The following is a 23,062-nucleotide window of genomic DNA, read 5'->3' on the forward strand; positions in this document are numbered from 1 at the left end:
ACAAACTGCGCACCATTAATGAGGACAGAATTCCACTTCATAACCCATAAGTAGATACCTAGACTAGCAAGCAATTATGACAATCCTTTATTGGATTAAATCTAGTGATTTAAGTGCTTTTAAGCATGTCATTAATTGATTTCATTCATTTGACATATATAAATCGTCATAAAATTTACACATATCTGTCATAACAACTCCCTAGAGTAAAAGCTCGGCTAGGTGCCCCTAGAATTGAATGGGAGTGTGTGATGATGAATGAGCGTGAATATAACCCCTTAGCTTCTGTACAAAAATTACTTAAACAGAATTTAGATTCTGCTGAAGTACTAAAAAATGATCAGCAGCAATCAATTTATAAGATAGCTGAACTTACTGCCCACAATTCGGAAAAATTTCAGAAGTCCATCGTTGTAGAGGCTAAAAAGCTTGAAGCCTTACTTCAGATGTCGAAGGAAAAGTCCGCAGAATTCATGTCCTCGAATCCCCTAGAGTGTTGGAAGCAGTGGAGTGACTATGCTACTGACTCTATGCAACGCTCAGCTTTGGTATTTGATACGCTACGAAAACGCGGAAATAGCTATGTAGAACACATCGATTCTGGAATGCCGCCCGTATTGGATTTCAAGTATGAAGTAGTTGTTGATGGTGAGTCACTAAGTTCTCCAGTGAACTATATGCTGCTGCAGATCATACCTCCCGACGGAGTTGTGATTGATGAAAAACGTGCACCCGTGATGATTATTGATCCACGTGCAGGCCATGGAGCAGGCATTGGCGGTTCTAAGCCAGATAGCCAAGTAGGCGATGCATTTGATGATGGACACGCAGTGTATTTTGTGGTGTTCCGACCAATGCCTGAGCCAGATCAAACAATTTCTGATATTCGAGATGCGGAAATTATTTTTTTAAAAGAGATTATTCAGCGTCATCCCAATTCTCCAAAGCCGATTGTGGTTGGTAATTGTCAGGGTGGTTGGGCTGCCATGTTGTTAGCAGCCTCAGCTCCCGAACTTCTAGGGCCAATAGTCTTGAATGGCTCCCCAATGTCATATTGGGCAGGAAAAATTGGAGACAATCCCATGCGTTATACGGGTGGTATGCGCGGTGGCGCAGTATCCGCATTACTAATGGCTGATCTAGGAAACGGCTTATTCGATGGTGCTAACTTAGTTGCCAATTTCGAATCACTCAATCCGAGTAGCAGTTTTTTTGGTAAGTACTACAAACTCTATACCAATGTGGACACAGAGGCGCAACGCTTCTTGGATTTTGAAAAGTGGTGGGGCGGTTACTGCTTTATGACTGAAGCAGAAATGCGCTGGATCTTAGATAACCTATTTATTGGCAACAAACTTGCTAGTGGTGAAGCAGTTTTAGGTATAGAGCGTATTGACTTAAAAGTGATTCAATCACCTATTATTGTTTTTGCCTCACATGGTGACAACATTACTCCACCGCAACAAGCGCTTAATTGGATTCCCGATTTATACACGAGTGTCGAAGAAATCAAGGCGAGAGGTCAACGCATTATTTACATGTTGCATGACTCTGTAGGGCACCTTGGTATTTTTGTCTCTAGCCAAGTTGCTGGACGTGAACACAATGCGATTACCGATACAGTCAGAGCCATTGAAACCCTTTCACCTGGTTTGTATGAAATGCTCCTTGATGATGAAGAAGATCGTATGCATATTCGCTTTGAGCCCCGTAGCATGGGCGATATATTGGCTCTTGGTGACGGCCGAGATGATGAGGAGTTGTTCACTGAAGTTGCAGAAATGTCTAATATTAATACTGCGATCTATGACCGCTTCGTACGCCCAGCAATCAAAAATATGGTTACTCCTGAATCTGCTGTATTTATCAGAGAGTCGCATCCATTAAGAACGCAACGCTTGGCATTTTCTGATCAAAATCCGCTGATGCCAGTCTTAGATAAGTTTGCTGAAGCCTTGATTCAAGAGCGAAAGAAGGCTAGTGAAGATAATCCATTTTTAATTGGCGAAAAAATGATTGGTGAAGTTGTAGAGACTCAACTCAATCTCTATCGTAATTTCCGTGATGCAATGACAGAAACCATGTTTTTCTCAATTTATACATCGCCACTAGTGAAGGCAATAATTTCGCCTAATAATGAGCATATCCCAAAGCGGCAAGATGTTGATGTGCGTGAAATGCCAGAGGTACACTCTGCCTTGTCTAATATCGAGACGGGTGGTGTTGCTGAAGCAGTAGTGCGTATTCTGCATTTACTCAATAGCGCCAGAGGCTATGTACGTCGTACCCGCTTAGAGCGTGAACTGATTGCTCTCAGCCACTCTTCATTATTCCCGAGTATGGCTCACAAAGATATCGTGAAGCTAGTTCACCAACAATCGCTCATCGTAGACTTTGAGCCAAAGCGTGCAATGGATACTTTATGTGCCCTGCTAAATACGGCAGAAAAGCAAGAAAAAGCGATGAAGTTAGTGATGGATATTGCCGGCCCACATGAAACAATGCATCCATTTGCACTCAAGATGTATGGTCAGATTAACGAGATGTTGACTAAGGAAAATCATCAAAAAGTGGCTACTCACGATACTAATTAATGAATACTTGGACTAATGACTGAATAATAGCAGTTGTAATAAAACTGCCTCTGATTTGTCATTTGAATTAGCTAGATTAAAGAAGATGTTTATCAATCAATATGGGAATTACAAATGAAAAATGTAGATATGAAAGACTGGAATAAGCAGAAGGCAGAAGAACTGTTTTCTTTATCTCACCAAATGCTGGATGTTGCAAAGCAATTGGGTGAGTATCATGCAAACGAATTGCGCATTCATGTGAATCATGCAATCGAATTAGCAAAACATACTGCCACAAGTGATCTCAGAAAGCTTGAGGAAATTCAAAAGGATGCTGCACTCGAAGCGACAATTCGTATTAACACTTATCAAAAGGATGCTAGAAAGTTATTGGATAATTTGAGCCATGAAGTTTCTACACAATCTGAAAAGCATATTCAGCATGCTATGCACACCCTAGCCGATTGGCTGGAAGAGGGAGATAAGAAGATGCCTATCGGTGCTGAAAAGCTGGCAAATGTTGTGCGTGATTTTTCGCAAGCAGGGTCACAAGCATACAAAGAAGGTCGTAAGTTAGTGAGTGACGCAATCGATAATGCCGATCAAGCACTCAATAAAATAACTGGGGCAGAATTGATCGTACCGAGCAGCACGAGTAAATCTTCTAAAGTTAAAAAGCCAGTTAAATAATTAGATGAAGGCACTCAGATGCTGCAAACGGGGTCAGGGTGCCTTCCTATTTTGCTTGAGAATGATGGGTGTGAATCCAAATGCGTGTTCAGCATTCGGATTGACTTGAATTTCAACAGCCTGAATTTGATCGGCGCCCATCATCTGGAGTCTGATTACATTTTCTAGTATGTGTTTTTGATCTACTGTTCGTAAGGGTTGATCAATGATGAGCCGGTGACTATCCCCATGAATCAGAAGCACAGGCTTTCTAAATTCTTGCGCATGACTGCTGAATGCTTTGAGGGTATCTCTATAGCCGCTAGCTGCATCCGTTGCTTGACTTGGTGAGTAAAACATATCCGCCTGGTAAGCAAAAATGATGCCAGCATAGGATTTATTGGAAGCTAGGGTAAATGCGCGTTCAATCCAACTTAAATTGGCACGATTGCGTTCGTTATATTCTTGGATTGCACTATCATCGCGCTCAAAATTATTATTAGATCCTGGAATATGAAGGTTAACAAATAGATAGTTATTTACTACCCAAAACGAGTTTTCTATAAACTGACTATATTGAGGATCAATATCTGCTTGCCTAGTTAATGGCAGCGGTGTCTTTCCAAGGCTTATCTTGGTAGAAAAAAATGTTTGTCTGATATTTTGCAGACGCTCAAGTGGGTCATAGGAGCCCGCTAGAGGTCTGTGGCAGTCTGTCCACTCGTTATCACCAATGCTATAAATTAATGGCGCTTTAAATTGATTGAAATGCTCTTTAACAGTGACGTTGTATTCATCACTACAGGGTGTTGATCCAGACTTGGTGTCGCCAATAAAGATAGAAAACTTTGGATTTAGTCTATTGATCTCCTGAATCAATCTTTCGTAACGAACAAAGTCTTCAGGGGGGTTGTATGGCATGTCGCCAAGGGCAACGAACTTAAATGATTGCGCAAAAGAGGTACATGAGCAAAGCAGAAGGCATAAAAAGAGAGATTGCCTAACAGGTAGGTTTTTCATTTATAGTTTGTAGGCATGCTATTGATTTCTTTGATCTCTATCTCACCAAAAATATAAGACTCAGAGCTGACTTCTGTCCAGCCAAGGTCATGATAGACGTCAGCATAATTCTTTGAATATTTTTTGGAGCTCGCATAAAAGATTTCTGAGAGCTCATACTCCTCCTCATCTTCGACGGTATCTGAGAAGTAAATTACTTTTTCACCCTCATACGTTTCGCCTATGCTGCCACCGGGGATATCTTGAATACAGATTCCAATATCGGGATCGTAGGTCTTTAAAAAAGCAGGTTTCACACTGGTGATGACTGAGCCAAGCTTCCATACTAGGCCACATTTAATTTCTTTATTGCCTTTCTGAAAAACGTGTCTTTCTACTAAAGAGCCCATTTCTAGAGGAATAATTTGATATTGCATAGCATGCTCCAATGAGATTGAATTAATCAAATATTAGGGAAGAGTTTGCCTATAAATTATGACAACCCTGAATCTGCTATTAGCTTTGAGCATTTAGAATCTCCAGGTAACACCAATTTCAGAACGGGTAGAGCCTGCCGTTTGCGTGCCCAGTGTGGCACCATAAGTGAGAGCGACGCGCATATAAGAGATTCCTAAATCAAGGCTGTCATTAATGGAGTAGATAGCGCCTAACAATGAATAGTAGCTTAAATATCCCTCTGTCATATTGGGGTTAGTAGTAGCGCCGATATCCAGGGCCACACGAAATCCAGTGCTTACCGTCCATACTGGAGCTATGGAAAGCAGGAGGATATTAGTCCGATTATTATCCGTGGCATATCCTACGCTGTAGTTTGTGTTGTAGGGTGAGTGCATATAAGAGGCATTTACATGCACCTCAATATCTTCCCAATATTTAGAAGCAATCAAATTAGCTCCATAATTAAATGATGCTAACCCTAAGCCGTTCACTTGTTGTTGTTTGCTTGCAGGTAAAACCAGCATTGGTTTAATAGCTAATGCATAGCGATTTTCTTCATCTTCATGAAAGCGCCATTTGGTGGCAAAAACATAGTTTGACAACCGAGTGAAGTTACCAGATGGCTGGTTAAAGTATGTTGTTGAGAAAGAGGCTTCTACAGTATCGGTCAGGCCGCGAGTATAGGTGAAAGGGAAAGCCTTAGCATCTGCATTACCTGAATACTCCTCACCTGGAGTGATGATATCCACCACCTGTGGACTTCCGCTATTGCGGTTGATGGAAAAGAAGTATTGTTCAATTTGGTTTCCGCCAGCTACCACTGTGCCAGCATCGTCTGTATTGAGAGGCTCAAATGCTTGCGATAGGGTGGGCAATAGGAGAAAACCCACTAACAGCCATTTCATCACGATCTTAAGAGTTTCAGGTATTCATTAAGCTTTGTGTATAGCGGATTCCCATTACAAATTCATGTCAATGCTGGGAATTACGCGCTTGTGCTTGTCATACAATCTGCAAATGAATGTTGGTCTACCCGCTAATTCCTTCCCAGTTGCTGGCGTCGTTTTTGCTTGGGCGATGCCTTCATCAGGGGCAGGCTATGAATTACCCCTATTCGAGATTGCGGATGCCTTAGAGGATCCCAAGCTCTCGATTTGGTTGCATTTAAATCTATCGAACTCTCAAGTACAGCGCTGGCTAGAAAAAACAAGCCTTGTTCCTGAGCGCGTTGTCGAAATGATTCGGGAGGGCGTAAACCTCAGCCGCTTAGAGCGTATTGAAAAATTAGACGATTGCCTTTTGATGGTGATGAATGATTTTCAACAAGAGTTTGGGGGAGATCATGGTGATTCAAGTCTAGGGACTCTCTGGGCAATTCTGACGCCGAGGTTAATGATCTCCCTGAGGAATAATCCACTGCGTACAACAGATAAATTGCGTTATGACCTCAGGAATGGTCAATTGAACCCGGTATCGGCTATTGAGATATTCCACGAGCTGCTTGACTTGCGCGCTGAACAGCTGCGCACGCTATTAGTTCACTTATCTGAAAATATGGATGACTTAGAAGAGAATCTTTTAAAGGGTAGGGAGTTTCCTGAACATGAAAACTTAGGCAGAATTCGGATTCAATGTAGTCGACTTCGCAGGCATTTCTCTCCCGAGTTAATCGCCTTGCATCGTCTATTAAAGCGCTTGCCGTATTGGTTTAGCGATGAAGATAAAAATAGCTTGAACGATGACTTAGATCTGCTTTCTTATCTCGTTCAAGAAATCACCAGTCTCTATGATCGTGCGAAAGTGTTGCAGGACGAGCAGGCTGCCCATGTCGCGGAGTTTAATGCTAAGAACTTGCAAGTACTGTCTGTGATGACAGTGATCTTTCTGCCGATGACCTTAATCTCTGGGATTATGGGCATGAATATGGAGGACCTCCCTGGATTAAAGGGATCCTTTTATGAGGTGATGGTCATCATGGCTATAGCCGGTGCGGCAGTTTTTGCAACTTTAAAGTTAAAAAGAATTATTTAACTTGGGTAGTGCCCAAAAAAAATCCCCAATTCACGATTGGGGAAAATTGCATCATTTGGAGTAACACTTGTACATCTCATTCAATATTGAATTGCGTATGTGGCACTTTGATGACTATTTATTTCTATTTACGAAAATAGTTGTTTGAGTCTAATTTATTTCAATATTGGACCTGTGGGCACCAATTCGGGGCTCAGATTGTCGATTGCGTCATTCCGAACGTAAATCCGCTCTAAGTAGCCCCCTAGTAACTATCTACTATTCGCACTAATACTGGATTTTGATGGGTGTATTTTTTCTAAGCTATTGAATTTATGGGCTTATTTGCGATTAAGAAAGCTTGTCATCAAAGCGTCATAGATAAAACGTATCTTCTTATCAACACTTTGCTAGCTTTTTACCAATCAAGGACTGAACTTAATGAAATCCATTCTGAAACAAGCGCTTCTGATTAGCGCCATTTCAATCGCTCCAACTGCTTTTGCCTTAGATATGACGGGTGCGGGTGCTACATTCCCATACCCAATTTATGCTAAATGGGCTGAAGCTTACAAGGCAAAAACGGGTTCCAACTTGAATTATCAATCCATTGGATCTTCTGGTGGTATCAAGCAAATCAAGGCAAAAACAGTTGATTTTGGTGCTACTGATAATCCAGTGAAATTTGACGAACTGGAAAAAGACGGTTTAGTTCAGTTCCCAGCAATTATTGGCGGCGTGGTTCCGGTCATTAACGTTGAGGGCGTTAAGCCAGGTGAAATGAGATTAGACGGGCCTACCTTAGCGGATATTTTCCAAGGGGTTATTTCTGATTGGGGCGATAAGCGTATTGCCATCATGAATCCTGGTGTAAAGATTCCTAGTGGCCCTATTACAGTGGTTGTGCGTGCCGATGGTTCTGGAACAACCGCAATTTTCTCCGATTATTTAGCCAAGACCAGCACGCTCTTTAAAGATGCCGTAGGTTCAGGTGCAAACGTGAAGTGGCCTGCAGCTTCTACTGTTGGCGGCAAAGGTAATGAGGGTGTTGCAGCTAACGTAACCCGTGTAAAGAACGCAGTTGGCTACGTAGAATATGCCTACGCTAAGAAAAACAAAATGACCTTCCTGTCTATGAAAAATAAGGACGGTAATTTTGTTGCCCCTGACGATTTAACATTTGCAGCGGCGGCGGCTGGTACAGACTGGTCACAAATTCCAGGTATGGGTACTTTCATTACGAATGCTCCTGGTGCTAAGTCATGGCCGATCACTGGCGCATCTTTTATCTTGATTTATAAGAATCCAGAAAATAAAGCGAACGTCGCTGAAGTAGTCAAGTTCTTTGATTTTGCATTTAAGGATGGTAAGAAGATGGCGGAAGATTTAGACTATGTTCCTATGCCTGACAAGACTACAGACTTCATTCGTAAAAATGTATTTACCAAGATTGTGACTAAATAAGTTTAATGACGCTTACTTTGCACTTCATTTAAAAACAGCCTCGTCCGGTGTCGAGGCTGTTTCAACATTTGAACAAGATGAATACATAATGGATATTACGCAGTCTCATTCAGCGCCAACCCCGCAAGCGGTCAGCATCGCTAAGTTACAGCGCATTCAAGATTTCCTCTTTCATGCCATTACGCAATTTTTTGCCGTATCAGTACTGATTGCTTTGCTGGGAATTATTATTTCCCTCACAATTAATGCATGGCCTGCACTGCATACTTTTGGCCCGGCGTTTTTCTTCACGCAAGAATGGGATATCGTCAACGGAGAGTTTGGTGGCTTGATTGCTATTTATGGAACTCTAGTTACCTCCATTATTGCGCTGTTAATTGCTGTGCCACTCAGTTTTGGTATTGCAGTATTCCTCACGGAGCTTTGCCCTGGACCACTGCGTAGACCCTTAGGGACTGCCATTGAATTGCTAGCAGCGGTTCCTTCTATCATTTACGGGATGTTCGGTTTATTTATATTTGCGCCTTTATTTGCTGAATATATTCAGCCGGCATTGGCTGCGACCTTAGGCCAGATACCCTTCTTTGGAATTTTGTTTTCTGGTGCATTTAACGGCATCGGAATTCTCTGTGCTGGACTGATTCTGGCTATGATGATTCTGCCATTCATCGCATCGGTGATGCGTGACGTGTTTGAGATTGTTCCGCCAGTTCTTAAAGAATCTGCTTACGGTATTGGCTGTACAACTTGGGAAGTAGTCAAGAATGTTGTGCTTCCCTATACCAAAGCCGGTGTTATCGGCGGCATCATGCTGGGTCTCGGTAGAGCGCTTGGTGAAACCATGGCTGTCACCTTTGTGATTGGTAATGCCCACCGTTTATCTCCCTCACTTTTCTCCCCTGGAACTTCGATTGCCTCTACCTTGGCAAATGAGTTCGGTGAGGCTGAAGCTGGAAATCACTTATCTTCTTTATATGCATTAGGTTTAGCGCTATTCATCATTACTTTCATTGTTTTAGCATTGGCAAAGTGGATGCTAAATAATATGGAGAAGAAGCAGGGTTTAAAAACATGAACAATACTTCTAATTTGGATCCCGCTATTTACGCTAAACGCAAGCGTGTCAATAAGATTGGTCTTACTTTATCCATGGGTGCCATGCTCTTAGGTATGGTCTTTCTATTCTGGATTTTGGGTGTACTTTTCTTCAAGGGATTCTCCGCACTGGATTTATCTCTGTTTACAGCTAGCACACCAGCACCAGGCTCTGAAGGCGGTGGCCTGGCGAATGCCATTGTTGGAAGTCTGTTATTGGTTGGCACTTGTACCTTAATTAGTACTCCGGTTGGAGTATTGGCTGGTCTGTATTTATCTGAGTACGGTGATCGCAGTCGGGTAGCTTCAGTCACACGCTTTGTGACCGACATTATGCTGTCAGCGCCATCGATTGTGATTGGTCTGTTTGTCTATGCTTTCGTGGTTGCCCAAGTAAGGCATTTTTCAGGATGGGCGGGTACGATAGCCCTGGCTTTAATTGCCATTCCTGTTGTGGTTCGTACCACAGAAAATATGTTGCGCTTGGTGCCAGGAAGTCTACGGGAAGCTGCTTATGCTCTTGGTACTCCAAAATGGAAAGTGGCATTTATGATTACCTTGCGCGCGGCGCAAAGTGGTGTCATTACGGGTGTTTTATTGGCATTGGCGCGGGTGAGTGGTGAAACTGCACCGCTGCTATTTACTGCCTTAAATAACCAGTTTTTCTCAACCAATATGAATGCACCGATGGCTAATTTGCCAGTGGTTATTTTCCAGTTTGCTATGAGCCCCTATGACAATTGGGTAAATCTTGCCTGGGGTGGTGCTTTATTGATTACGTTTGCAGTACTGGGGCTAAATATATTAGCGCGCGTGGTATTTCGCGAGAAGGTCCAAGCATGATGAGTAATATGAAAACAATGTTTGACTTAAATAAGATTGATAGTCAAGGGGGCGGAGTGGAAACAAATCAACAAACAGAACATGCGGCAATTAATGCGCTTGAAGTTAGAAATCTCAATTTCTATTACGGCTCTTTCCAAGGCTTAAAAGATATCAACTTAGATATTGAGCAGGGCAAGGTAACCGCATTTATTGGTCCTTCAGGTTGCGGCAAGTCCACCTTGTTGCGGACTTTAAATCGCATGTATGACCTCTATCCCGGTCAACGTGCCGAAGGTGAGATTAATTTTTACGGTCAAAATATTCTGACGCCATCTCAAGATTTAAATTTGCTGCGTTCACGCATTGGCATGGTTTTCCAAAAACCGACTCCATTCCCAATGTCTATTTACGAAAACATTGCTTTTGGTGTGCGTCTTTATGAGAAGCTATCCCGATCTGATATGGATGAGCGGGTTGAATGGGCTCTAAACAAAGCGGCGCTTTGGAATGAAGCTAAAGATAAGTTGAGTCAGAGTGGTTTATCACTCTCTGGTGGTCAGCAACAGCGTTTATGTATCGCCCGTGGCGTCGCTGTGAAACCTTCCGTAATCTTGTTAGATGAGCCTACATCCGCTTTAGACCCTATTTCAACGGGTAAAATTGAAGAATTGATCAATGAGCTCAAGCACGAATACACGATTGCAATCGTTACCCACAATATGCAACAGGCTGCTCGTGTATCCGATTACACTGCATATATGTATCTTGGTAGTTTGATTGAGTATGGCAAAACCGATGAAATCTTTATCAAGCCTCAGCGTAAAGAAACAGAAGACTATATTACCGGCCGCTTCGGTTAATTGGAGGCATTAAATGTCAGATAAACACCTCTCATCACAGTTTGATGCAGATCTAAACTCACTTTCTAGCCGTTTGCTTGAAATGGGTGGATTGGTTGAGTCACAAATTTCAACTGCGATGCGTGCTTTTACTCAAATGGATATCGATACGTGCAATATCGTTATTGAGAATGAAAAGCTGGTTAATGATCTGGAGATTCAGATTGACTTAGCTTGTACAGAATTGATTGCGCGTCGGCAACCTACCGCTCGTGACTTACGCTTAGTGATGGCAGTATCAAAAGCCATTACCAATCTTGAGCGGGCAGGTGACGAGGCGGAGCGCGTTGCTAAGCGCACTAAGCGACTGATTGAATCGGGCGCTCCACACAATATTAACGTTGCTGAGATCCGCCTTTCTGGTCAGATGGCGATTAACTTATTGCGTCGGAGTTTGGATGCCTTTGCAAGACTAGACTCTACGGCGGCTTCTGAGGTTGTGGCTGAAGATCGCCAAATCGATGAGGAATTCAGAGGCTTTGTTCGTAAACTGATTACTTACATGTCTGAGGATCCGCATATTATCTCAACCGGTTTAGATATGCTGACTATCGCAAAAGCAATTGAACGAATTGGTGACCATGCAAAAAACATCGCTGAATTTGTGATCTATGTTGCCAAAGGCGCTGATGTTCGTCATATACCGCACGAAGATTTAGTGCGCGAAGCCAATAAGCCTTAACTCCTTATTGACTCAATGACTCGCCGCGTACTGGTAGTTGAGGATGAACCATCGATTGCAGAGTTGATTGCAATTAACTTAACGCATGCTGGCTATGAAGTTGAAAAAGTCATGCAGACAGATCTTGCCCTTGCTGCCATGAAGGAGCGCTTGCCTAGTCTAGTGATTTTAGATTGGATGCTCCCGGGTAAATCTGGTGTGCAATTTGCAAAAGAATTGCGTGCAAATGACCGCACTAGAGGCTTGCCGATTTTGATGCTGACCGCAAAGAGCGAAGAGGCAGACAAGATTATGGGCTTGGACTCTGGTGCTGATGACTACGTCACCAAACCATTTTCACCAAAAGAACTCATTGCGAGAGTCCGAGCCTTATTGCGTAGGCAGGCCCCGATAGAAGATACCGGCCCACTCACACTTGGACCTCTCAAACTCGACCCTAGCTCACACCGTGTCTTGGCAAATTGGCCGAATAGTGATCCTCGTCCTGTCTCTTTAGGACCTACCGAATATCGACTTTTACAGTACTTTATGGCCAATCCAGAGCGGGTTCACTCCCGCACCAATCTACTCGATAAGGTCTGGGGTAATGAGGTCTATATTGAGGAGCGTACTGTAGATGTCCATATCAAGCGCTTAAGGGCTGCACTAGCCCCCGTTGATTGCGATCGATTTATAGAGACTGTTCGAGGCAGCGGGTACCGCATCACCAAAACGCCTACCGAGAGTTAATTCTCATTCACTGACTTTCTCAGTTTCTGAGATTTCTGGCGCCGCCTGGAGATCGTCTAAGATTGCAGAATGATTTCCGCTTTAGCCCGCTTCGTTTTTATCGTTTTCCTAGCCCTGACAGCCGCTTTTATCACCTTGATTAATTGGGGTGCTGAATGGGCCATTTGCATTGGGATCTTTTTCCTATCAATCCCATTAGTGAACTCCTATATCAATCTAGCGCGCTTAAAAAAATATGTAGCAAGCGATACGATTGAAAATATGCCTCTTCCAAGCGGTTACTGGGAAGAGGTTTTTTCCAGGTTGCAACGCTCCGTAAAAAATCTCAAGTTAAAGATGCGAGATATTGAGCAGCAACATAACCATTTTATTGAGGCTTTCCAGGCCTCACCGAATGGGATTGTCATGTTAGATGAAGACGATCAGATCGAATGGTGTAACGGCATTGCAGAACGATTCTTTGGACTGCAATACAAACGGGATGTGATGCAGCGGATTAACTTTTTGGTACGCCGCCCCGAATTTATTCAATATTTAATCAAGCGGAACTTTGACGAACCGCTATTGATGGAGCGTATGGGAACAGATAGTAGTTTAAGTTTGATGCTACAAGCCTTTCCATTTGGTGATAAGCGTCACTTATTGCTAGTTCAAAACGTGACTGATTTACAAAAAGCCGATGCAATGCGGCGGGACTTTGTGGCGAATGTCTCTCATGAAATGAGAACGCCAATCACGGTATTAATGGGTTTTTTAGAAACAGTACAGTCCTTAGATCTGGAAAAGGGCCAGCGAGATCAGTATTTTGAAATGATGACCTCGCAAGCGCAACGCATGAAGAGTTTGGTTGAGGATTTATTGACCTTAGCTAATCTAGAAGCAAATGCCTTGCCAGCTGCGGTCAATGAGGTCAATATTAAAACCGTCATGGCATTGTTAAAAAACGATGCTGAGGCCTTATCACAGGGTAGACATCCATTTAGCTTTGAAATTCTTTCCAGTGAAAACTTGCTAGGCGATGAACGCGAAATACTCTCCGCCTTTAGTAACTTAGTTTCCAATGCTATTCGCTACACACCAGATTCAGGGGCGATTGCCGTCAGCTGGCAGATCAATGCCCATGGTCAGGGCGAGTTTATTGTGAGGGATACGGGCCCAGGAATAGCAGCAGAGCATCTTGCAAGGCTCACAGAGCGCTTTTATAGGGTGGATCGGAGTCGTTCTCGAGATACTGGAGGGACTGGTCTCGGTTTGGCCATTGTTAAGCATATTGCTAACCGCCACCAAGCTCAATTACTGATTGAAAGCACGCCTGGGAAGGGGAGTCAATTTACCCTGCGCTTTCCTAAAGAACGCTTAAGTACTTAGGTACTTAAGCGCCTGTAGGCCTCAGTGAAGAGGAATTAATCCTTTTTCTTTTTCTTCTTCTTTTTAGATTCTTTTGGCAATTTTTCGGTTTTGCCGCTGGCATACAAACACCAAACCTTAATTTCTTCGAATAGCTCTACCAAATCCTCATGCGGAAGATTCTTGAGATCAACGAGGCCAATTGCGCCAGATTCTTGTAACTGCTTTACTGCGTCTTCGTAATGGTAGTTGCTCATAGACCTAGGTTCCCAGTGATCGGATGACAAATTCTACTAAAGTAATATGTCAAAACACCATTTTTAAGTGGTTTACTCGGGTATTAGTCTGGCTCCCCAGAGATTTCAGAGCTTCTTTTAATGCCCCTCATTTGAGAAACAAGCCTCTCCAGCGGCCCACCAATGACTAGGGTGAGCAATATGGCGCTCAAAGATAGGCCTCCAAGCACGTATTGCCCGGCTCCAAAAGCAGCGCCAATCAGCGCACAGGCCCACAGACTCGCTGCCGTAGTGAGGCCATGTACCCGTTGTGATCGTTGTTCGCGAATAATGACACCAGCACCCAAGAAACCTAAACCAGTAATCAGCCCCTGAAGCACGCGACTAACCGACTGCGCATCATCTTTCACAAAGTCACTGATCAGCAAGACAGCGGTTGCGGCGCCAATAGCAACTAATGAATGAGTACGGATTCCGGCAGATTTATGGTGAAGCCAGCGATTCAGGCCTAATATGGTTCCTACTAAGAGGGCCAACCCTAGCCTTAATGCAATGGTGCCGTAGAGGTCCCAAATACCCATGCTCTTGCCTATGTAGTCAAAATGATGGAATTCAGTGTATTCCAAGAATTTCGTTCTGTCATAAATCGACAATCAGGATGCCATGTAAAAAATCGTTTTACATGCGGTGTGGGTTTGGAATGAGGCTAGAAGAGGGTGCGTCAGCAGCCATTCGCACCATCGACTGGGTAGCTAGTCATTGGGATGTCATAAAGAAGGGATAAATTGCAAAGGTCAGGGCTTTTCTGACCAAGATAAAGCAGTATTACCCTCCCTTTAAACCCAGTTTGCGCTGGGTTTTTTCTTTTTAGAACCTTCATCAAACTGAAATAAATACACCTTAGGATGAGGCGGTAATCAACCCCATCTAATCGAGGTTAATATGAGCGAAAATTTGAATAAATATCTATCTGATGTATTTAGAAGGGATATCAAAAGCAATGCTGATTCAGACGCTCTAGAAAAGCGCGATCACAATACGGCTCATTTGACCGATCGAAATATGCAACAATTTATTCTTGATAGAAAATTTTCATTGCGGCTGGATGAGATTATTTAACTAAGCATTTTTCCATACTGATTCTTTATGACCCGTCCTTACAATATTCTGTTTATCTGCAGCGGAAACTCCGCTAGATCCATTCTTGGTGAGGCCCTGGCAACCACTTTGAGTCATGGCCGTTTTATTGGCTATTCCGCTGGTTCCTCCCCGAGTGGAGAGATTGATCCAATTGCACTTGAGCTAGTCAAGGAAATGGGTTACCCAACGGAATTAATTCGAAGTAAAAGTTGGGATGAGTTTGGCAGAGAAAATGCGCCGCATATGGATTTCATCATCACTGTGTGTGATGAGGCGGCTAACGAAGTTTGCCCCTATTGGCCTGGGCACCCAGCTACCGCGCATTGGGGATTTCCTGATCCCGCAACCGTTGTAGGCAGCACTGAAGAAAAATGGAGTGCCTTCAGAAAAGTAGAGATGGGTTTACGCAATCGGATAGAGCTTCTAATTGATCTGCCAATTGATAAGTTAGACCATCTACAAATCAAAGACGAGCTACATGCAATCCACCATCAGTTGAATGCCTAGTTTCCGCTTGTCGAAAGAGTGCCATGGCCACCTATAGCGTGTATTACGCTGATCTTTCGCTCACCACACTGCAAAAATATACGCTTGCACAAGCGATTACAAAAATTCATGCGGATGTCACTGGAGCAGAGGCGTATTTTGCCCAGGTGATTTTTAAACATCTGGATGTGCATGACTGTTTCATCGGCGGCGTTTTGCTAGACGAGCCCCATATATTTCTGAGTGGTCAAATACGCCATGGAAGAAGTGAACAAACTAAGAAACAATTACTGGTAGAGCTCGAAATCGCGATCCAGCGGGTCAGCAAATTGGCCGGTCATCAGATTTGGGCCTATATTGATGAAATTGCTCCTGGTCAAATGATTGAATATGGGCAGGTTCTTCCTGCCGTTGGCGAGGATAGCGTCTGGTTCTCCACCCTCCCAGCCAGTATCCAAAAGAAGTTGAATTACCTCAATTCATAACGGCAGGTTTTTTCCTACAGTGGCATTAAGATGGGTGGTTTAGAACACTGCTCGGAAGATCCAATGTCTTTAGTGAATAAACCCAAATATGCTGTCCTTCACTCCGTGGAGTCTTTCAAAGATCCCCGCCCCAGTATTAAAAAACGCATGGCAGATGGCAGGGCTTTACGAAAAGTGGTGAGCTTTGCCCAGCAAGGTATTTATACGCCCCCTCAAGACCGTATTAGCCCTGTAGCAATACTTGAACAGCAGGCTAAACAGCGCATTACATCCTTAATCCCGATTCGTTATGAGCGCATGTTGCAGTCACCCTTTGCTTTTTATCGTGGTGGTGCTGCCATCATGGCGCAAGATTTAGCGAACCAGCCGACTACTAACATTACTGTGCAACTTTGCGGCGATATGCATGTTTCTAATTTTGGCTTATTTGGAACGGCAGAACATCGTCTGGTATTTGGAATCAATGATTTTGATGAAACCTTGCCTGGCAGTTGGGAGTGGGACATCAAGCGCTTAGTTGCGAGTGCCGTGATCGCTTGCGAGAGCATGGGTGGTGAACAGAATCTGAGTAAGAAGCTTGTGTATCGTATTGCCTCAGAGTACCAAAAGCGGATGGAGCAATACGCAAAAATGCCTTATTTAGATTTAGCACAAGTGTTCATTGCTGAGAAAGATATTCGCAGACACTTTTCTAAAGAACATCAAAAAAAGTTAGATGTGTATCTTAAGGAAACAAAAGGTCAGGGGAATATTCAAGTTCTGGAAAATCTCACGACTTTAGTAGGTAAGAATCGAAAAATTATCAATAAACCGCCATTGATTGAGCACTTTAAAAAGGATGCGTATGGAGCTTCCCTTATTTCCGTCATCGATAAGGCGCTTCTGAACTATTCAAGTACTTTACTAGCAGACCGTCAAATACTATTTCAACGCTATGCGTTAAAGGATTTTGCGAGAAAAGTAGTGGGGGTAGGTAGTGTAGGGACCAATTGTATGGTTTTATATTTCGAAGGCGATAGTGAAAACGACCCTTTATTTCTTCAGTATAAGGAAGCGCAAAAATCTGTCTTGACTCCCTATCTAGGTGAGTCGATGTATCGCGATATGGGCAGGCGGGTAGTTGCGGGCCAGCGTTTGCTGCAGGGGGCGCCCGATATTTTTCTAAACTACGGCGCTGTTCAATTCGATATTGATCGCAGCCAAGGGTTTTACCTGCGCCAATTGCGGGATATGAAAGGCGGAATTGCCATCGGACCTGGCGGAGTTTCATTAAAAAACTTCCCAGATTACGCTAGATTATTTGGCTGGGCGCTAGCGCTTGGACATGCCCGTTCTGGGGATGCTGCGATGATTGCGGGGTATTGTGGGCAATCGAATGCCTTAACAGAGGCCTTGTATGCCTTTGCAAGGTCTTATGCCAAACAAAATCAGCTAGATTTTGAGGTATTTTGTAAAGCCGTTAAGAATGGCAAATTGCCGGTTGCAAGCCGTAAGGTAGCCTTATCCAGGTAGCTCGCAATGAGGAGTCACAAATATGTCATCTTCTTTGTAGATATTGTAAGTTGACCCTTATTACTCATTACTTACGCTATGTCTCTTATTCGCCTTGCTGGATTCTTATTCTTTATAGTCGCTTTGCTTTTTGCTCACACTGTGCGTGCGGCAGCGGTTTATCCCATTGACAATGCAGCCATATTGGCAGGCTCCAAATTTGACATCAAAGTGGAGCTCAATCATGTTATTAATCTTGAAGAGCTAGTGATTGATATCAATGGCGCACCACTCAACAAGCTCATCGCTGTTAAGCCTGAATTTATCCCCAATGAAAATGGGAAGGGCAGCTCAATCCTCTTTAGAGATGTGCAATTAGCCAAAGCAGGAAAATACCAACTGACCGCTCGCATCCCTCAAGAACGATTGCAGGTGACATGGGATGTGTATTCTAGCGGTCCGCGCCGGGTAAAAAATATCATTCTATTTGTTGGCGACGGTATGACCATCGCTAATCGAACTGCTGCTCGAGTTCTTTCCAAGGGAATTGTTGAGGGTAAATATCAGGGTAAATTGGCATTTGATGATATGCCGAGCACAGCAATGATTGGCACCTCAGGATCGGATTCTTTGATTACTGACTCTGCCAACTCAATGAGCGCCTATACCACTGGCCACAAGACTGCAGTCAATGCGATGGGTGTGTATGTATCACGCGCCAGCGATAACTTATCGCATCCTAAAGTAGAAACCATTACTGAATTAGTTAAACGCAATACAAAAATGTCAGTAGGTATTGTGTCTGATTCTGAATTACAAGATGCAACGCCTGGTGCGATGGTTGCCCATACTCGTCGTCGTGCAGATAAACAATACATTGCCGATCAACTGCTAGCCAGTCATGCTGAAGTGATTCTTGGGGGAGGATCAGCCTATTTCTATCCCCAGTCAAGTAAGGGATCAAAACGTAAAGATGAAAAAAATCTGATTGATGCCTTTAAAGCAGATGGCTATCAATTGGCATTTACTAAACAAGAATTGCTTGCGGCTGCCAATAATAAAAATACTAAGAAATTGTTTGGCGTATTTCATCCGGACAATATGGATGGATCCTTGGATCGTTTGTTTTTAAAGAAGAACACCGTCGCTCAATACCCTCATCAGCCGGATTTGACAGAGATGACGCAGTCCGCTATCGAGGTGTTAGCTCGGAATCCCAATGGATTTTTTCTCATGGTCGAGGCCGCACTCATCGACAAATTTAACCACCCCTTAGATTGGGAGCGAGCTGCTTTCGATACCATCATGCTCAGTAATGCAGTACAAATTGCTAAGGATTTTGCAAAGACCCATCCTGATACCCTCATTATCGTTACTCCTGATCACACCCACAGTGGCTCGATTAGCGGGGTAGTGCATGATGACAAGCCAGGGCCCTTGCGCGAGAAGGTTGGTACATATGCCGAGGCAGGTTACCCAAATTATCCCAAAGCCGATGTTCAAGGTTACCCCAATCAAATCGACGTATCTAAACGACTCGCTTTTTTCTACGGTAATTATCCTGACCACTACGAGACGATGCATCCAAAGTTGGACGGCACATTTGTGCCTGCAATTAAGGGTGAGAACGGAAAGTTTGTTGCAAATCCAAAGTATCTTCAATTAGAAGAAGATGCTATTCATATCGGTGGCAATCTTCCTACGCACCAAGAAACAGGCGTACATACTGCGGATGATGCAGTTCTCAATGCCATGGGCCCAGGCTCGGAAAAATTCAAAGGCTTTATGGATAACACGGAAGTTTTTAAAGTCATGGTGCAAACTTTAGGGTTGGGTAGCAAATAATAATGTTGCTATTTAACTAATGGAGTCAATCAATAATGTCGATTTCGCTTCTCTAGCAGATACTGCAGTCAGTCTTACTACTGCGTTTCTATTTGGCGGTCTCATTGGTTTTGAGCGCCAGTATCGCCAAAGAACCGCAGGCTTAAGAACCAATATATTGGTTGCAGTGGGAGCAGCGATCTTTGTAGATGCTGCAAATCGTTTAACCGGCCACGATGGGGCAATACATGTGATGGCCTATGTTGTTTCAGGCATTGGTTTTTTAGGTGCGGGCGTCATCATGCGCGAAGAGGGCAATGTTCGTGGGATCAACACTGCTGCTACGCTTTGGGCCTCTGGTGCCGTTGGTGCCTGTGCAGGAGCAGACCTGATTCTAGAGGCAGGTCTTGCTACCTTATTCATATTAGCCGCAAATACTTTAATGCGGCCTGTAGTGCGCTTTATTAACAAACAGCCCCTAGATACCACATCAGTTGAAGTAACCAATTCTGTTTACATTATTACGCCCAAGCATGCGCAAAAAATTGCTCTGAAACAGTTTATTGAGACTTTAGAAAAAGCCGGCTATCAGGCTCATGATGTCAAAGTGCATCAGTTTGGTGCTGATGAGGTTGAAATTCAGGCTGTCCTTACAGACGCTGCAGTAGACGGTAATGAAATGGATGCATTAATCGCACAAATCGCTTCCAAGGACTATGTCAATCAAGCCTTCTGGAGTCCAAGCACTACAGATTAAATACAAACACGCTTATGACATACTGCTGACACAAATGAAGTTCAAGATTCACCCGTGAACTTGAGTACAGAATTACAACAATCTACTATTACTTGTCCTCATTGCGAGGCATCAGAACTTCTTGAGATCCCAAAGGGGTCCTCACAGCATCTATATCGTTGCCGCTCTTGCCATAATATTCTGAAGCCCAAGTCTGGTGATTGCTGTATTTTTTGCAGCTTCGGAGATCTTGACTGCTCTAGTGCAGAACAAAATCTGGCTGCCTAGCCCTTTACCATTAGACTAGCCTGTATATTCATCAATATGTCACGAATTCTTCATAAAATAGACATATATGATTGGTGTTACCTTAGTTGCCTTAGTTACTTTGGTAAGTGTAGTTAGTTTATTTAGGAAATATTTTGGCAATCCATGCGATCGACCCCTTAATCCAGTCAGATGACCTAGTGGCTGCAGTGGATTTGGGCTCGAATAGTTTTCGAATGCTTGTTGCTCAGGCTGTTCATACTCCGTCTGGAACTCAACTTCGCCCGATTGATACCTTACGCGAGTCTGTCCGTTTGGCGGCTGGTTTAACGGAACATAAACTGTTGGGCAATGATGCCTACCAGCGGGGTTTAACAGCGATTAGGCGCTTTGGTGAGCGCATCAGAGGGTTCGACACCTCAAATGTGCGCGCTGTTGCCACGAACACATTAAGGGTGGCAAAAAATTCTCAGCAGTTTATTGAGGATGCCCAAGTTGCTCTAGGGTTTCCGATTGAAGTCATTGCCGGCGTAGAAGAGGCTAGGCTGATCTATATTGGCGCTGCCCATGAGGTACCAGCAGTGCAAGGCAATCGCTTGGTTGTGGATATTGGGGGTGGCTCTACTGAATTCATTATTGGTAAAGGCTATGAACCTAAGCTAATGGAAAGTCTCTACATCGGCTGCGTTTCCCATAGCATGCAATTTTTCCCTAAAGGCAATGTTGATGCGCACGCATTCAAAGAAGCTGAGTTAGCAGCTAGGCGTGAAATCCAAGTCATTTCTGGGGCTTATCTGAGAAGCGGCTGGAAACAGGCGATTGGCTCTTCAGGCACTGCACGGGCTTTAGCGGAACTGATTGCAGCTAACAATTTAAATGGACATGCTGATGGGCTAACTATGGGCCGCGTCAATGCCAGTGGATTAATTACCCGTGATGGCTTACGGGCCATGAAAAAGCATCTACTCAAATATGAGCATGTTGGCCAAGTAGAGTTATTGGGTCTGAAAGATGATCGAAGAGCTGTGTGGCCAGGCGGACTCGCCATTATGTTGGCGGTATTTGATGAGCTTGGGATTGAAGAAATGGAAGTCACTGATGCCGCACTCCGCAGTGGGGTTCTATATGACCTACTGGGGCGTTCACAGCATCATGACATGCGCTACGTTACCGTTGAACAGTTTATGCAGCGCTATTCGTCTGATCGAGAGCAAGCCTCACGCGTTGGGAAATTAGCTGCCGAATTCTTGCAACAACTTCCAAAGTCAGAAACGGAAAGCAGGGTAGACAATGTCGCTCTATTGCAATGGGCAGCTAACTTGCATGAGATTGGACTATCGATTTCACATAATGGTTACCACAAGCATTCAGCCTATATAGTGGGCAATGCCGATATGCCAGGCTTTTCTAAGAATGATCAAGCGCGTTTGGCGGCTTTACTTATTGGCCACACTGGTAAACTCGGAAAATTGGCAAATAATGCGAGCTTTTATGACTGGCGTATGTTGTTTTGCTTACGCTTAGCTCAAGTACTCTGCCGAGGTAGGAGTGATGAGGATTTACCGCGAGTAAGGGTTTCTGAGCGGGAGGGCGTTTATCAAGTCTGTATTTCTAAAGAATGGGCAGTAACCCATCCTTTAACAGAATTTAGCCTTCTGAAAGAAGCGGCCGAATGGGTGCGTATTGGCCGCCCTTATGAACTCAGTCTGAAATAAGACCCTAAAAATTACAAACCAAAGAAATGTTTTGCGTAGCGTGGATTAATTTCTGAAAGACGCAGCATCGTTAATAGATCTGCAGTATTGAAATCAGGATCCCAAGCTGGGGCACTACAAATCTTCGCACCAAGCTTGAGGTAGCCTTTGATCAGTGGCGGGGCATCTACCTCTAAGCCGCCATTTAATCTATCGAGTGGCAGAGGTAAGCGTGGGAATGCATGGAACTCGGTTGGCGCCATTTGATCGCTGTCCAGAGAGTTATACAGACTTGCTGCAAAGTGACCACCATCAGCCATTGGAATGCTCGCGCAACCGAGCATGATCTCGTAACCGTTCTTCTGCATATATTGGGCTAGACCACTCCATAGGGCCATAATCACGGCTCCTGAACGGTAATCCTGGTGTACACAAGATCTACCTAGTTCAACTAATTTTGGCCTGAGGTGATCGAGGCGGGATAGATCAAATTCAGCATCGGAATATAAGCGGCCAATTTCTTGAGCCTTATGGGGAGGCAGGACGCGGTAGGTACCAACTACCTTTAAGGTATCTTGATCACGAATTAATAAGTGATCGCAATAGGCATCAAATTCGTCTACATCCAAACCTTCAGCATTCTTCGAGAGGGTTGCACCCATTTCTTCTGCGAATACTTTATAGCGCAATCGTTGTGCTTCTTTAATTTCGCTAGAAGTACTTGCCCATTCAATTTGGAAGGCAGGCCTTTTTGCTTTCGCTACTTGGCTTATTGCAGGAACTGCCAGCGTTGTAGTTAATTCAGCACGCGTTTTATTGGCGAATTTCTTACCAAATAGCTTTTTAGTGAGCTTCTTTGATAATTTCTTAATCGGGTTAATTTTGGAGTACATTCTTTTCTTCTCTTTTTTGAAAGAGAAAATCTCGAAGGCGCCAATTGGGTTAGGGA

24 protein-coding genes are annotated in these 23,062 nt (G+C 43.8%); 18 read left to right on the forward strand and 6 right to left on the reverse strand.

Going from position 1 to position 23,062, the window contains the following annotated elements; all coding sequences use genetic code 11:
* Nucleotides 1-251: 251 nt before the first annotated feature.
* A complete protein-coding gene (locus ICN45_RS00765) occupies nucleotides 252-2,594 on the forward strand; it encodes a DUF3141 domain-containing protein (RefSeq protein ID WP_216172086.1) in 2,343 nt (780 codons plus the stop codon).
* A 114-nt stretch (nucleotides 2,595-2,708) separates the two neighbouring features.
* The gene (locus tag ICN45_RS00770) at nucleotides 2,709-3,266 is read left to right on the forward strand and encodes a hypothetical protein (protein ID WP_216172088.1); all 558 of its coding nucleotides are present in this window, start codon (nucleotides 2,709-2,711) and stop codon (nucleotides 3,264-3,266) included.
* A gap of 33 nt (nucleotides 3,267-3,299) precedes the next feature.
* On the opposite strand, the gene ICN45_RS00775 is transcribed toward ICN45_RS00770, so the two are convergent.
* The 3 genes from ICN45_RS00775 to ICN45_RS00785 all read right to left on the reverse strand — a co-directional run bounded on the left by ICN45_RS00775 (nucleotide 3,300) and on the right by ICN45_RS00785 (nucleotide 5,608).
* Nucleotides 3,300-4,166 (reverse strand): hypothetical protein, encoded by an 867-nt coding sequence (locus ICN45_RS00775; RefSeq protein ID WP_216172089.1) that lies wholly within the window; start codon nucleotides 4,164-4,166, stop codon nucleotides 3,300-3,302.
* Between the two features lie 95 nt (nucleotides 4,167-4,261).
* Entirely contained in the window at nucleotides 4,262-4,681 is a 420-nt protein-coding gene (locus tag ICN45_RS00780; protein WP_216172092.1) for a hypothetical protein, read from the reverse strand.
* 93 nt (nucleotides 4,682-4,774) lie between these two features.
* Nucleotides 4,775-5,608, reverse strand: a complete 834-nt coding sequence (locus tag ICN45_RS00785; protein ID WP_216861699.1) for a hypothetical protein — start codon at nucleotides 5,606-5,608, stop codon at nucleotides 4,775-4,777.
* A gap of 94 nt (nucleotides 5,609-5,702) precedes the next feature.
* On the opposite strand from ICN45_RS00785, the gene ICN45_RS00790 reads away from it, so the two are divergent.
* The 8 genes from ICN45_RS00790 (at nucleotide 5,703) to phoR (ending at nucleotide 13,775) form a co-directional block, all read left to right on the forward strand.
* Nucleotides 5,703-6,734 carry a CorA family divalent cation transporter gene (locus ICN45_RS00790; protein WP_255531032.1) on the forward strand — a complete coding sequence of 344 codons (1,032 nt, stop codon included), beginning with the start codon at nucleotides 5,703-5,705 and terminating at the stop codon, nucleotides 6,732-6,734.
* A gap of 420 nt (nucleotides 6,735-7,154) precedes the next feature.
* Complete coding sequence (gene pstS, locus ICN45_RS00795; RefSeq protein WP_216172094.1) at nucleotides 7,155-8,177, forward strand: phosphate ABC transporter substrate-binding protein PstS; 1,023 nt, start codon at nucleotides 7,155-7,157, stop codon at nucleotides 8,175-8,177.
* A gap of 88 nt (nucleotides 8,178-8,265) precedes the next feature.
* Nucleotides 8,266-9,252, forward strand: a complete 987-nt coding sequence (gene pstC / locus ICN45_RS00800) for a phosphate ABC transporter permease subunit PstC (RefSeq protein WP_216172096.1) — start codon at nucleotides 8,266-8,268, stop codon at nucleotides 9,250-9,252.
* On the forward strand, nucleotides 9,249-10,115 hold the full coding sequence (pstA, locus tag ICN45_RS00805; protein ID WP_216172098.1) for a phosphate ABC transporter permease PstA: 867 nt from the start codon (nucleotides 9,249-9,251) through the stop codon (nucleotides 10,113-10,115). The genes pstC and pstA overlap by 4 nt, the downstream gene beginning before the upstream one ends.
* Nucleotides 10,116-10,123: 8 nt before the next feature.
* On the forward strand, nucleotides 10,124-10,957 hold the full coding sequence (gene pstB / locus ICN45_RS00810) for a phosphate ABC transporter ATP-binding protein PstB (RefSeq protein ID WP_216861700.1): 834 nt from the start codon (nucleotides 10,124-10,126) through the stop codon (nucleotides 10,955-10,957).
* Nucleotides 10,958-10,970: 13 nt separating this feature from the next.
* The gene (gene phoU, locus ICN45_RS00815; protein ID WP_216172100.1) at nucleotides 10,971-11,678 is read left to right on the forward strand and encodes a phosphate signaling complex protein PhoU; all 708 of its coding nucleotides are present in this window, start codon (nucleotides 10,971-10,973) and stop codon (nucleotides 11,676-11,678) included.
* Nucleotides 11,679-11,693: 15 nt separating this feature from the next.
* A complete protein-coding gene (gene phoB, locus ICN45_RS00820) occupies nucleotides 11,694-12,407 on the forward strand; it encodes a phosphate regulon transcriptional regulator PhoB (RefSeq protein ID WP_216172102.1) in 714 nt (237 codons plus the stop codon).
* Nucleotides 12,408-12,476: 69 nt separating this feature from the next.
* Entirely contained in the window at nucleotides 12,477-13,775 is a 1,299-nt protein-coding gene (phoR, locus tag ICN45_RS00825) for a phosphate regulon sensor histidine kinase PhoR (RefSeq protein WP_216172104.1), read from the forward strand.
* Between the two features lie 35 nt (nucleotides 13,776-13,810).
* Here the strand turns inward: phoR and ICN45_RS00830 are convergent, their stop codons facing one another.
* The gene (locus ICN45_RS00830) at nucleotides 13,811-14,011 is read right to left on the reverse strand and encodes a hypothetical protein (RefSeq protein WP_216172105.1); all 201 of its coding nucleotides are present in this window, start codon (nucleotides 14,009-14,011) and stop codon (nucleotides 13,811-13,813) included.
* Between the two features lie 83 nt (nucleotides 14,012-14,094).
* Entirely contained in the window at nucleotides 14,095-14,571 is a 477-nt protein-coding gene (locus tag ICN45_RS00835; protein WP_216172107.1) for an MgtC/SapB family protein, read from the reverse strand.
* A gap of 361 nt (nucleotides 14,572-14,932) precedes the next feature.
* Here ICN45_RS00835 and ICN45_RS00840 point away from each other — a divergent pair, with 361 nt between their 5' ends.
* The 8 genes from ICN45_RS00840 (at nucleotide 14,933) to ICN45_RS00870 (ending at nucleotide 22,134) form a co-directional block, all read left to right on the forward strand.
* Nucleotides 14,933-15,109, forward strand: a complete 177-nt coding sequence (locus tag ICN45_RS00840) for a hypothetical protein (protein WP_216172109.1) — start codon at nucleotides 14,933-14,935, stop codon at nucleotides 15,107-15,109.
* A gap of 27 nt (nucleotides 15,110-15,136) precedes the next feature.
* Nucleotides 15,137-15,637, forward strand: a complete 501-nt coding sequence (locus ICN45_RS00845) for an arsenate reductase ArsC (protein ID WP_216172111.1) — start codon at nucleotides 15,137-15,139, stop codon at nucleotides 15,635-15,637.
* 23 nt (nucleotides 15,638-15,660) lie between these two features.
* Nucleotides 15,661-16,101 carry a tautomerase family protein gene (locus ICN45_RS00850; RefSeq protein ID WP_216172114.1) on the forward strand — a complete coding sequence of 147 codons (441 nt, stop codon included), beginning with the start codon at nucleotides 15,661-15,663 and terminating at the stop codon, nucleotides 16,099-16,101.
* 63 nt (nucleotides 16,102-16,164) lie between these two features.
* Nucleotides 16,165-17,613 (forward strand): DUF2252 domain-containing protein, encoded by a 1,449-nt coding sequence (locus tag ICN45_RS00855; protein ID WP_216172116.1) that lies wholly within the window; start codon nucleotides 16,165-16,167, stop codon nucleotides 17,611-17,613.
* A 78-nt stretch (nucleotides 17,614-17,691) separates the two neighbouring features.
* Complete coding sequence (locus ICN45_RS00860; protein ID WP_216172118.1) at nucleotides 17,692-19,437, forward strand: alkaline phosphatase; 1,746 nt, start codon at nucleotides 17,692-17,694, stop codon at nucleotides 19,435-19,437.
* A 19-nt stretch (nucleotides 19,438-19,456) separates the two neighbouring features.
* Nucleotides 19,457-20,173 (forward strand): MgtC/SapB family protein, encoded by a 717-nt coding sequence (locus ICN45_RS00865; protein WP_216172120.1) that lies wholly within the window; start codon nucleotides 19,457-19,459, stop codon nucleotides 20,171-20,173.
* A 54-nt stretch (nucleotides 20,174-20,227) separates the two neighbouring features.
* Entirely contained in the window at nucleotides 20,228-20,440 is a 213-nt protein-coding gene (locus ICN45_RS10470) for a GDCCVxC domain-containing (seleno)protein (protein ID WP_369411451.1), read from the forward strand.
* A 215-nt stretch (nucleotides 20,441-20,655) separates the two neighbouring features.
* Nucleotides 20,656-22,134, forward strand: coding sequence for a Ppx/GppA phosphatase family protein (locus tag ICN45_RS00870; RefSeq protein WP_216175561.1), 1,479 nt, complete (start codon nucleotides 20,656-20,658; stop codon nucleotides 22,132-22,134).
* 11 nt (nucleotides 22,135-22,145) lie between these two features.
* On the opposite strand, the gene ICN45_RS00875 is transcribed toward ICN45_RS00870, so the two are convergent.
* Complete coding sequence (locus ICN45_RS00875; protein ID WP_216175562.1) at nucleotides 22,146-23,006, reverse strand: GNAT family N-acetyltransferase; 861 nt, start codon at nucleotides 23,004-23,006, stop codon at nucleotides 22,146-22,148.
* Between the last annotated feature and the right edge of the window lie 56 nt (nucleotides 23,007-23,062).

The organism is Polynucleobacter alcilacus, from assembly GCF_018881545.1.
Taxonomy (GTDB): Bacteria; Pseudomonadota; Gammaproteobacteria; order Burkholderiales; family Burkholderiaceae; genus Polynucleobacter; species Polynucleobacter alcilacus.

What these genes read in the sequence shown, in the direction of transcription:
- ICN45_RS00835 (WP_216172107.1), bottom strand. Translation starts at nt 14,571, where the DNA reads ATGGGTATTTGGGACCTCTACGGCACCATTGCATTAAGGCTAGGGTTG.
- ICN45_RS00780 (WP_216172092.1), bottom strand. Translation starts at nt 4,681, where the DNA reads ATGCAATATCAAATTATTCCTCTAGAAATGGGCTCTTTAGTAGAAAGA.
- ICN45_RS00875 (WP_216175562.1), bottom strand. Translation starts at nt 23,006, where the DNA reads ATGTACTCCAAAATTAACCCGATTAAGAAATTATCAAAGAAGCTCACT.
- ICN45_RS00765 (WP_216172086.1), top strand. Translation starts at nt 252, where the DNA reads ATGATGAATGAGCGTGAATATAACCCCTTAGCTTCTGTACAAAAATTA.
- ICN45_RS00845 (WP_216172111.1), top strand. Translation starts at nt 15,137, where the DNA reads ATGACCCGTCCTTACAATATTCTGTTTATCTGCAGCGGAAACTCCGCT.
- ICN45_RS00865 (WP_216172120.1), top strand. Translation starts at nt 19,457, where the DNA reads ATGGAGTCAATCAATAATGTCGATTTCGCTTCTCTAGCAGATACTGCA.
- phoR (WP_216172104.1), top strand. Translation starts at nt 12,477, where the DNA reads ATGATTTCCGCTTTAGCCCGCTTCGTTTTTATCGTTTTCCTAGCCCTG.
- phoU (WP_216172100.1), top strand. Translation starts at nt 10,971, where the DNA reads ATGTCAGATAAACACCTCTCATCACAGTTTGATGCAGATCTAAACTCA.
- phoB (WP_216172102.1), top strand. Translation starts at nt 11,694, where the DNA reads ATGACTCGCCGCGTACTGGTAGTTGAGGATGAACCATCGATTGCAGAG.
- ICN45_RS00850 (WP_216172114.1), top strand. Translation starts at nt 15,661, where the DNA reads ATGGCCACCTATAGCGTGTATTACGCTGATCTTTCGCTCACCACACTG.
- ICN45_RS00785 (WP_216861699.1), bottom strand. Translation starts at nt 5,608, where the DNA reads ATGAAATGGCTGTTAGTGGGTTTTCTCCTATTGCCCACCCTATCGCAA.
- pstB (WP_216861700.1), top strand. Translation starts at nt 10,124, where the DNA reads ATGAAAACAATGTTTGACTTAAATAAGATTGATAGTCAAGGGGGCGGA.
- ICN45_RS00830 (WP_216172105.1), bottom strand. Translation starts at nt 14,011, where the DNA reads ATGAGCAACTACCATTACGAAGACGCAGTAAAGCAGTTACAAGAATCT.
- ICN45_RS00860 (WP_216172118.1), top strand. Translation starts at nt 17,692, where the DNA reads ATGTCTCTTATTCGCCTTGCTGGATTCTTATTCTTTATAGTCGCTTTG.
- ICN45_RS00770 (WP_216172088.1), top strand. Translation starts at nt 2,709, where the DNA reads ATGAAAAATGTAGATATGAAAGACTGGAATAAGCAGAAGGCAGAAGAA.
- ICN45_RS00855 (WP_216172116.1), top strand. Translation starts at nt 16,165, where the DNA reads ATGTCTTTAGTGAATAAACCCAAATATGCTGTCCTTCACTCCGTGGAG.
- ICN45_RS00840 (WP_216172109.1), top strand. Translation starts at nt 14,933, where the DNA reads ATGAGCGAAAATTTGAATAAATATCTATCTGATGTATTTAGAAGGGAT.
- ICN45_RS00775 (WP_216172089.1), bottom strand. Translation starts at nt 4,166, where the DNA reads ATGCCATACAACCCCCCTGAAGACTTTGTTCGTTACGAAAGATTGATT.
- pstS (WP_216172094.1), top strand. Translation starts at nt 7,155, where the DNA reads ATGAAATCCATTCTGAAACAAGCGCTTCTGATTAGCGCCATTTCAATC.
- pstC (WP_216172096.1), top strand. Translation starts at nt 8,266, where the DNA reads ATGGATATTACGCAGTCTCATTCAGCGCCAACCCCGCAAGCGGTCAGC.
- ICN45_RS00870 (WP_216175561.1), top strand. Translation starts at nt 20,656, where the DNA reads ATGCTTGTTGCTCAGGCTGTTCATACTCCGTCTGGAACTCAACTTCGC.
- pstA (WP_216172098.1), top strand. Translation starts at nt 9,249, where the DNA reads ATGAACAATACTTCTAATTTGGATCCCGCTATTTACGCTAAACGCAAG.